Here is a 9,024-nt window from a genome sequence, read left to right as displayed (position 1 = left end):
GGAGTGCTTCAGAGAATGAAAATGCGCAGACAAGGATTTTGCCACGGATATACGGATGGATTGGGTTTCCCTACTTTTTCCTGTAGAGCTTCAGAGAATGAAAACGCGCAGACAAAGACTTTACCAGAGATACACGGATGGATTGGGTTTTACTACTTTTTCTTTTAGAGCTTCAGAGAATGAAAAAAATTGAGTAGTTAAAGGAAATTGGATGGAAAAGGAAATTTCGACTTTTTCTAGGAGTGCTTCAGAGAATGAATTGGTTGAGTAGTTAAGGTAAAGTTGGAGAGAAGAGGCGATCGCTACTTTCTTTCGCAGTGCTTCAGAGAATCGGCGTTTTTCTGGAGTGCTTCAGAGAATGAAAATGCGCAGACAAGGATTTTGCCACGGATATACGGATGGATTGGGTTTCCCTACTTTTTCCTGTAGAGCTTCAGAGAATGAAAACGCGCAGACAAAGACTTTACCAGAGATACACGGATGGATTGGGTTTTACTACTTTTTCTTTTAGAGCTTCAGAGAATGAAAAAAATTGAGTAGTTAAAGGAAATTGGATGGAAAAGGAAATTTCGACTTTTTCTAGGAGTGCTTCAGAAAATGAATTGGTTGAAATGAATTGGTTGAGTAGTCAAGGAAGGTTCGATAGTGTTAATATTTTTTGTTTCAAATGCCAGGTATTGCCGTGGTCTAAATGAGCAAACCAACTTTGTAGAGACTTTTGAATTTGGCTAGATTCTATTTTTCCCAGTTGGTAGTCTTTCTGCAATTGTCTGAATTTTTTTCTGGCTGTTCTTAAATTTTCGGAACGTATTCTAATGCGGTCTGGCAATACTCGGAAACCGACAAAGTTGGCTCCTTGATTTGTTTGAAATAATTGGCTTTTAACGGGATGAATTTTGAGGCGAAAGTTAGCTAGGTATGTTTCGATTTTTTGTCTAGCGATCGCTAAAAATTCTTTGTTGTCGGAGAATAAGGCAAAATCATCTTTTCAGTTATCAGTCACGGAGCTTTGTTTGGTCAGTCCCATAATTATTTTTCCATAGGTTTGATTTATTTAAACATTCTCTGTAAAAAAAATTTCGATCCGCTTTAGCGGAACTGGAAAAAGAAAAAAGAAAAAAGAATAAAGGGGAAAAGGGGAAAAGAATAAAGGGGAAGAATCCTAGGAACGAGAGACAGAAACGACCGAGACAGACGAGACAATCCGAAAACCCCAAAGGTTGAAGAGGTAGACGGCATCGTAGTAGTTACGCCTGGCGCAACGGCAATACCTAGAAATGTTGATCCAGCTACCGCCACGGAGCAGTCTTCTATTATTATCTCCCCCAGTCTCCCAAGCACTTCCGTCGGTAGGCGCTCCATCATAATTATCGTGCCAAATATCTAGACACCATTCCCAAACATTCCCGTGCATATCGTATAAACCAAAAGCATTAGGAGGAAAACTTCCCACATCCGTTGTTTCTTTTCGATACTTTCCTTTAGGAGCATTGCCATAAGGAAAGTTACCGTTGTAGTTAACTAAGTCAGACGTTATAGTTTCTCCAAAATAGAAAGGAGTAGTTGTTCCGGCGCGACAGGCATATTCCCATTGACTCTCACTAGGCAGGGTATAAATTTTCCCAGTTTTCTTAGATAGCTTTTGACAAAACTCTGTAGCGTTATGCCAACTCACCCTTTCCACTGGGCGACTTCCTCCTTTAAACCGAGAAGGATTTTTTCCCATAATGACTTGGTACTGGTTTTGAGTAATAGGATATTTGCTCATAAAGAAAGGTTGGAGAGTTACTTCATGTTGCGGACTTTCATCAGAATATCTTTCTGCCTCATTTTTCGGCGAACCCATGAGAAAACTTCCCCCAGGAATATAAACCATTTCTAATACCACCCCCCTACCTAAATCTTCCGTAAAAAATTCTGCTTCGTGGCGACGGCGGTTAGTTTTTTTCCCTCGTGAGTCAACCTTTATTACCTCAAAACTAAATTTATCCCTCCTTACTCCCTTGGGAAAAGGAGATATTTTTTCAGAAGTCTTTTTCGACGTCTTCCCTCTTGAAAATAAAGGTAAATTTATCTTTCCCAGAGAAGAAAAGGCAGATATTTCTTCTAACTCCTCACTTCTACTTTCTATCTCCTGACTCCTACTTCCTATCTCCTCACTTCTACTTCCTAACTTCTGACTTTTGAATTTTGAATTTTGAATTTTGAATTGTATCTCCCACCATTCCTGAATATTTCTAGGACGACTTTCCGGTTCAAAAACCAAAGCTGACATTACCAACTCTTGCCAAGGTGACTGTAAACCTTCCGGTTGCCAACTTTTTCCTTTTAATAATAAACGTTGCAAAGCATTAGGAGGTAACTGCCCAGTCAACATTTCATAGACCATCATCCCCACTTCAAAAATATCGCTCTCCACTCCCACTTCTCCTCCGGCGATAACTTCTGGTGCGGCATAATTTTCGGTAAAAGTCCGAGTGCTGGAACTACCCATCCGCGTACCGAAGGTTTGTTTTGCCGAGCCAAAGTCGATCAAGACTAACCGCCCTTCGGGAGTAAGTAAGATATTATCCGGTTTTATATCCAGGTGAAATATTCCTTGTTGATGTACTGCCGATAATGCCGATACGAGAGGATAAATTATTTCTCTAACTTTTTCAGGGGAAAATTTTTTCTGAGGTTGGGTGTCTAATTCTTTTCTGAGACTTTTACCTGCGACTAATTCCATCACGAGATAAGCTGTATCATTTTCTTGAAATAAATCTGTCACCCTTACCACATGAGGATGATTGAGTTTTGCTAATATTCGCCCTTCCCGCAGAAACCTTTTTAGCCCCGTTGAAATATTTCTTGTTGATTTGTGGGAATGGTAAAACCGCCAGTGGTAGGGTGGCGCAGGGCGTAGTTTTGGGGATAGTATTCTTTGATGGCGACTACTTGTTGTAATAATGTATGGTGTCCTCTATAGGTAACACCGAACCCTCCTCTACCCAGGGGGTAGTCTATTTGATAGGTCTCGGCGCGGAGTTGGCTATCTGGTTTTAGAAGGTCGCGCATGAGTGATGGTAGATATGCGCCACATTCGGGGCATATTTCTGTGTCTAGTGGAAGACTGTCGGTATGGCAGTTTAGGCAACGCATCTTTTCAGTTATCAGTTATCAGTTATCAGTTATCAGCTTTTTCAGTTATCAGCTTTTTCAGTTATCAGCTTTTTCAGTTATCAGTACCTTTTGCTGAAGTAAAAGACTTGAGATTTTATTTTTTAGTCAGAAGTTGGGAGTTAGAAGTTAAAAGGTTTGCTGCAATTATAGCGTGGGTCGGTTTTCCTTCAGAAGTCAGAAGTTGTGATTTGACTCAGGAAAATCTCTCTTCGACTACCCAATTTTTTTCATTCTCTGAAGCACCGGGAAGATGGAAGTTGTTCTTTGAGTAATGAAAGTCTCTCTACTTCCCCCCAAAAAATTTATTTTTCCCCCAATTTTTTTCATTCTCTGAAGCACCGGGAAGATGGAAGTTGTTCTTTGAGTAATGAAAGTCTCTCTACTTCCCCAAAAATTTTTCATTCTGAGAAGCACTCGAAAGTCAGAAGTTGCTTTTGAGACTCTCGACAATTTCCTCCCTTCCCCAAATTTTTCATTCTGAGAAGCACTCGAAAGTCAGAAGTTGCTTTTGAGGCTCTCGCACATTTCCTCCCTTCCCCAAAATTTTTCATTCTCTGAAGCACTCGAAAGTCAAAAGTTGCTTTTGAGGCTCTCGCACATTTCCTCCCTCCCCCAAAATTTTTCATTCTGAGAAGCACTCGAAAGCCAGAAGTTGCTTTTGAGACTCTCGACAATTTCCTCCCTTCCAAAAATTTTTCATTCTGAGAAGCACTCGAAAGTCAGAAGTTGCTTTTGAGGCTCTCGACAATTTCCTCCCTTCCAAAAATTTTTCATTCTGAGAAGCACTCGAAAGTCAGAAGTTGCTTTTGAGGCTCTCGACAATTTCCTCCCTTCCAAAAATTTTTCATTCTGAGAAGCACTCGAAAGTCAGAAGTTGCTTTTGAGGCTCTCGACAATTTCCTCCCTTCCCCAAAATTTTTCATTCTGAGAAGCACTCGAAAGTCAGAAGTTGCTTTTGAGACTCTCGCCAATTTCCTCCCTTCCCCAAATTTTTCATTCTGAGAAGCACTCGAACGTCAGAAGTTGCTTTTGAGACTCTCGACAATTTCCTCCCTTCCCCAAATTTTTCATTCTGAGAAGCACTCGAACGTCAGAAGTTGCTTTTGAGACTCTCGACAATTTCCTCCCTTCCAAAAATTTTTCATTCTGAGAAGCACTCGAAAGTCAGAAGTTGCTTTTGAGGCTCTCGAACATTTCCTCCCTTCCCCAAATTTTTCATTCTGAGAAGCACTCGAAAGTCAGAAGTTGTTCTTTGACTAATGAAAATTTCCTTCCCATCGCTCCCCAAAATCATTTCCTGAAACACCCAAAAAAAAAGTGGCGCCGAGAGGAAAATAAGGTTTGCGTTCTAAAAATAACTATGATATGATTAGTTTAAATGGGGTTACTCGCCTACACACTAGACTTTTTATTCAACAAAAAAAATAACAATTGGTAACTAATTGGGTTTGGAGACCAAACCCCTATGGTTGATGGAAAAAACGGATAACTGATAACCGAAAAAGGCGATCGCTACAACAAAAGTCAGTAGTTATAGGAGTAGGTAAATAGGAAGCCGAAATTTATAGATACTCTCTCCTCACTCAAGAACAACTTCTGATTCCTCAAAATTTCCTCCCTCCCCAAAAAAAATCATTCTCTGAAGCACCCAAATCTCAGAAGTTCTTCTTTAGAGTAATAAAAATTTCCTCTCTCCCCCAAAAAAAAATTATTTCCTGAAGCTCTAAAAAGTTAGAAGCTATTCTCCGATCTCTCGAAATCTACATATATATAGCGCTACGCGCTAGGGAATAGGGAATAGGGAATAGTGAACTGTCAAAGGCTTTTCCTGCGGAATGCTGCGCAAACAGGATTTAGAAATGTCCTAACCTTAATGCGTAGTGCTATAGCCCCAATTTTTCATTTCCTGAAGCTCCAAAAAAACGGAAAGAAAATAAGGGTTGCATAGTTGAACTGAATCTGGTAGCATTATGTTAGTGGTTGTAACTCGCCCATGCACTAGACTTTTTATTCAACTAAAAAAATGGTAACTAATTGGGTTTGGAGACTAAACCCCTACGGTTCATGGAAAAAGCTGATAACTGATAACTGAAAAAGGCGATCGCCACCATCAAAGTAAAGCAGCGATACAAACAAGCAAATAGAAAACCGAAATTTATAATTAAACCCTCAAACTCACTCCAGGATAAATTCTGACTTTTCCAAATCTCATAGGCAACAAAACATTTTCATTCTCTTAAGCTCCCCCAAAAAAATCGGTGACAAAATTAGGGTTGCATCCTTGAACTAACTCTGATAGTATTATGTTAGTGGGTGTAACTCGCCCATTTACTAGACTTTTTATTCAACACAAGTCAAGAAAAATTGGTAACTAATGTGGTTTGGAGACCAAACCCCTACGATTCACTGAAAAAGCTGATTTACTTTTCTGCCATTTTGTCTAATCTTTCTCTAACAGATAACTGAAATCCTGACTTTAATAGCAAAATAAATCCCAATCCAGATAAGGCAAAAACGATAATTGCAGCTTTAATATAACCCCTCGTTAATAAAATAGAACCCGATAGAAAAGTAAAACCAGTCATACAAGTAAAAATCAAAGTTTTCAAAGCCAAATTAATCCGTTTTAATAAGCGATCATTTTCAATAGAACGAACTCTAAATTGAATTTCACCATCTTCAATTCTTGTTTCTAATTGACGAATTAAAACCTCACTTTTACTTGGTTGTTGTAACTTATACTTAATAAAATCTCTTGTCTGTTTTGCCAGTTCGCCCACAACTCTACTTCTACCTTGAGCAACAGTTAAACTTTTCACAAAAGGTTGAGAACAACTAACCAAACTATACTCAGGGTCAAGCTCTCTAGCAATGCCATCTAAAGTAGATAGTGATTTAAGAATAAAAGTCATTTGAGGAGGTAGACGAAATGGTTGCTTCTCAAATAACAAATAAATCTCTTCCTTTATTTCATCAAAATTATAAAAATCTATAGGTTTATCAGTAAAATTTTCCAATAAAAAATTAACCAATCTTCTGACAGGCATCATATCCGACATTGGTTCAATTAAACCAATAGTAATTAAAGTATTCAACACCTGTTCAACATCCTTTCTTAAGACAGCAAAAAAAGTTTTAATCATTTGGTCTTTAGTCAAAGACTTTACCTCAGCCATCATGCCAAAATCATAAAAAATAACATCACCATTTAAACTAACCGCTAAATTTCCCGGATGGGGGTCAGCTTGAAAAAAACCATCCAATAATAACTGCTTCAAATAACAACAAACTCCGATTTGATTAATCCGTTTCGGATTAAGATTACGAGCTTCTATTTGCGTCCGGTCATTAATTTTTATTCCAGGTAAATACTCAAGAGTTATAACTTTTTTCGTAGTGTGAGTCCAATAAACACGAGGCACAATTATTTCAGGATATGCTTGAAAATTTTCCCGAAAGCGATCGGCATTTTTCCCCTCATTTACATAATCAATTTCTTGATAAAGAATCGTAAAAAAATCATAATAAATAGCATCTAAATCGTACTTTTTAGACCAAGCAAAATACTTTTGACAAAAACGGATAACATTTTTGACAGCTTTCACATCTAAGTCAAATAAAACTTTTAATCCAGGACGTTGTATTTTAACAACAACTTCCTCTCCCGTTTGTAAATTAGCTTTATGTACTTGTCCAAGACTTGCTGCAGCAATGGGGCGTTCCTGAAAATCTCGATACAGAGAATAAAGAGACTTGCCAAATTCCGACTCAATAATAGCGATCGCTTCTGTAGTTTCAAAAGGAGGCACTTGGTCTTGTAATTTTCCTAGTTCTTCTACATATTCTTTGGGCAATATATCAGCTCGTGTAGATAAAGATTGACCTATTTTAATAAAAGTCGGACCTAAATTTAGCATAGTTTTCACTAACCACTGAGCACGTCGCTTTCTGATAGAAGAAGATTTATTTTGAAGTAAATTATCCCACCATAAGAAGAAAAAAAATTTTCCGGCGGCACTAAAAACATCTATTTGTCTGGTCAAAGGAGAATATTGCGTGCGTTGCCAAGGAAGGGACTTAGAAGCTTTTTTAGTGAGCATACTATTTCAGTTATGTAAATCTATCAGAAAATCTTGAAAGAATACTCCCATTATAATCTTTCTTACAAAAGAGATAAGTCAAGGATTTAACGGTGAGATGAATTTCAACCAGAAAATATATTCGGGTCGAAGTACGAAACATTTGTTTTTGCGTTTTAATTGTATCAGGAAAGGGAAATAATTTTCATCATAATCGTGATTAGTTTAACTGTAAGTATTCAGTTTTTAGCAGTCAGCTATCAGAGATTTATAATAATAATTATTTTAGCTGTAATTATGGTCAGTAATCAGCCTTCAGCTATTAGCTATTAGCTTTAGATATTCAGGAAATTAGATTGAAATACTAAAATTTTTACCTAATGGTTTAAACCAAATATGAAAACCTTAACTGTTGATAGTAAATGTGTTTAATTTGTTCACAAAAAAAGCTGATTTCTGAGTGCTAATAGCTGAATAGTTACTAATTATCAAGTTCAAAGTTTAATGATAGCTAAGAAAACTAATCCTAGATTAAAGTCAGTAAATGCTTAAGTTTGACAATAAGCTTTAAAAGAACTAAATATAGCATTTACTGAGATGAAATTTTTAGGTAAAGGTTTTCCGATTAAAAGCTTCTCCTAATAAGGGAAAAAATATTTTTTTACTAGAGTGTCAATCCTCTAACTTTTAGGGAGAGGTAATGGTTAATTGTTAATTATAGTCATTCTGAATAAGACTGGGACGAGTATTTCTTTCCTTGAAAGGGTTTCAGTCAAAAAAGTGTTTCATCCTTATTTGAAATGACTATAGTCTCTATTTTCTTCTTCAAATTTTCTCTGCTTCTTTTTTGGCAATTTCACTATTTTTTTGATAAAGTTCAGCTCTATTCACTGCCACATCATACCGTGAATAACTAGGTGCAACAGAGGCCATTAGTTCTGATGCTTTTTGCCATGTCCTGGCGATCGCTACCCACTCTTGTTGAGACTGAGCTATTTTACCATCAGCAACAGCTTTTTGAGCAAGTCGTACTGCTTGATTAAAAGCTGCTTTTGATTTAGCCTGAGTATCTTCTGTAGATTTTTTATTAGTAGGGGATGGAGACTGGGAAATTGTATTTTCTGAAGTTGTTATTTGATCTATTTCGGAAAGGTTAAACCATCTATTAACTTGGATACCTAAAGTTAGCATCAGCAGACTTATAAAAAAAATGCCTATTACATCAGGTTGGAATTGATTTGGCTTTGGCATTCCTTTAGAATCAACATTTTTAGACATAGGTATTTTAGTTGGTTTAGGCTTATTTGTCTGAAAATTATTTGCTATTTGTTTGAAAATATTGGGTTTAGCTAAAGTAATTTGTTGAGACCAAAGTAATTGATTTTCTGGATCTCTAGTAATATCTTCTAGCCAAAGTAGTTTTTGTTCTTGGAGAATTCTACTGTTAATTTTTACTTGCTGAATATTACGAGGTGAAATTTCTTCAAGGGTATGTTTAACCTCTTCTACAATATTCGATTTTTCTAATTGTTGAACTTGGGGTGCTTCACATAAAACTTGCAAAACACCATCAGAAAATATAGCTCTAATTCTGACATCTAATGTAGCTAGCTGTTCATTCAAAATTTGAATAATTGCTGCTACGCTACCCCGACGTGCTTGGGTAAATATATCATTAGTTTGATTTTTCATTGATAGTTACTGTAATTGATTTAATACTTATTAAATATTGAATATAATTCTTGGTTTATATAAAGATTATTTCTTTATATTATTGCTACAC

The 9,024-nt window shown here is 36.8% G+C and carries 6 protein-coding genes; 1 reads left to right on the top strand and 5 read right to left on the bottom strand.

Going from position 1 to position 9,024, the window contains the following annotated elements; all coding sequences use genetic code 11:
* Positions 1 to 628: 628 nt before the first annotated feature.
* The 3 genes from F6K40_RS16790 to F6K40_RS16780 form a co-directional block, all read right to left on the bottom strand.
* Positions 629 to 829: a hypothetical protein gene (locus F6K40_RS16790; protein ID WP_293137773.1), complete on the bottom strand. Its 201-nt coding sequence runs from the start codon at positions 827 to 829 to the stop codon at positions 629 to 631.
* A gap of 333 nt (positions 830 to 1,162) precedes the next feature.
* Positions 1,163 to 2,779: an SUMF1/EgtB/PvdO family nonheme iron enzyme gene (locus F6K40_RS16785; protein WP_365671737.1), complete on the bottom strand. Its 1,617-nt coding sequence runs from the start codon at positions 2,777 to 2,779 to the stop codon at positions 1,163 to 1,165.
* A 50-nt stretch (positions 2,780 to 2,829) separates the two neighbouring features.
* The gene (locus F6K40_RS16780; protein WP_293137771.1) at positions 2,830 to 3,057 is read right to left on the bottom strand and encodes a hypothetical protein; all 228 of its coding nucleotides are present in this window, start codon (positions 3,055 to 3,057) and stop codon (positions 2,830 to 2,832) included.
* Positions 3,058 to 3,059: 2 nt separating this feature from the next.
* On the opposite strand from F6K40_RS16780, the gene F6K40_RS16775 reads away from it, so the two are divergent.
* Positions 3,060 to 3,434 carry a hypothetical protein gene (locus F6K40_RS16775; RefSeq protein ID WP_293137769.1) on the top strand — a complete coding sequence of 125 codons (375 nt, stop codon included), beginning with the start codon at positions 3,060 to 3,062 and terminating at the stop codon, positions 3,432 to 3,434.
* A gap of 2,148 nt (positions 3,435 to 5,582) precedes the next feature.
* Here F6K40_RS16775 and F6K40_RS16770 read toward each other — a convergent pair.
* Both F6K40_RS16770 and F6K40_RS16765 read right to left on the bottom strand, forming a co-directional pair.
* Positions 5,583 to 7,262: an ABC1 kinase family protein gene (locus tag F6K40_RS16770; RefSeq protein ID WP_293137767.1), complete on the bottom strand. Its 1,680-nt coding sequence runs from the start codon at positions 7,260 to 7,262 to the stop codon at positions 5,583 to 5,585.
* 804 nt (positions 7,263 to 8,066) lie between these two features.
* On the bottom strand, positions 8,067 to 8,933 hold the full coding sequence (locus F6K40_RS16765; RefSeq protein WP_293137765.1) for a hypothetical protein: 867 nt from the start codon (positions 8,931 to 8,933) through the stop codon (positions 8,067 to 8,069).
* Between the last annotated feature and the right edge of the window lie 91 nt (positions 8,934 to 9,024).

This window comes from Okeania sp. SIO3I5 (assembly GCF_010672085.1).
GTDB lineage: Bacteria > Cyanobacteriota > Cyanobacteriia > Cyanobacteriales > Microcoleaceae > Trichodesmium.
The sequence above is the reverse complement of the archived record's forward strand: the minus strand, read 5'-3'. Positions and strand labels throughout refer to the sequence as shown.

What these genes read in the sequence shown, in the direction of transcription:
- F6K40_RS16780 (WP_293137771.1), bottom strand. Translation starts at nt 3,057, where the DNA reads ATGCGCGACCTTCTAAAACCAGATAGCCAACTCCGCGCCGAGACCTAT.
- F6K40_RS16770 (WP_293137767.1), bottom strand. Translation starts at nt 7,262, where the DNA reads ATGCTCACTAAAAAAGCTTCTAAGTCCCTTCCTTGGCAACGCACGCAA.
- F6K40_RS16765 (WP_293137765.1), bottom strand. Translation starts at nt 8,933, where the DNA reads ATGAAAAATCAAACTAATGATATATTTACCCAAGCACGTCGGGGTAGC.